Genomic DNA, 391 nt, shown 5'->3' with positions numbered 1-391 from the left:
ATCCCCGGCGCCGCATCGGCTACAGCCTGGAAGAGCCGCTCATTATTCACGGCATAGACAAGCGTAAAATGCGGGTCGCCGAAATGCTGGAGCAGGTTGGCCTGCGCCCGCAGGACGCCGCCCGCTACCCGCATGAGTTTTCCGGCGGCCAGCGCCAGCGTATCGGCATCGCCAGGGCGCTGATCCTCAAGCCGAAACTGATCGTCTGCGATGAGCCCGTTTCGGCCTTAGACGTGTCGATCCAGTCGCAAATACTCAATTTACTGATGGCGCTGCAGCGTGAATATGGGCTGGCTTACTTGTTTATCTCTCATGATTTAAACGTGGTCCGGCACATTGCCGATCGCGTGGGGGTGATGTACCGGGGCAAGCTCGTTGAGCAGGGTGAGAC

Annotated in this window: 1 protein-coding gene; it reads left to right on the top strand. The window is 59.1% G+C overall.

The genetic code is table 11. The features are described from left to right. A partial coding sequence (locus GVL03_RS21610; RefSeq protein ID WP_159502787.1) for an ATP-binding cassette domain-containing protein occupies nt 1–391 on the top strand: 391 nt, incomplete at both ends.

The sequence above is a fragment of the Microbacterium sp. 18062 genome (genome assembly GCF_902706225.1).
GTDB lineage: Bacteria > Actinomycetota > Actinomycetes > Actinomycetales > Microbacteriaceae > Microbacterium.
Note: the sequence above shows the minus strand (reverse complement) of the source record. Positions and strands in the feature narration are given on the sequence as shown.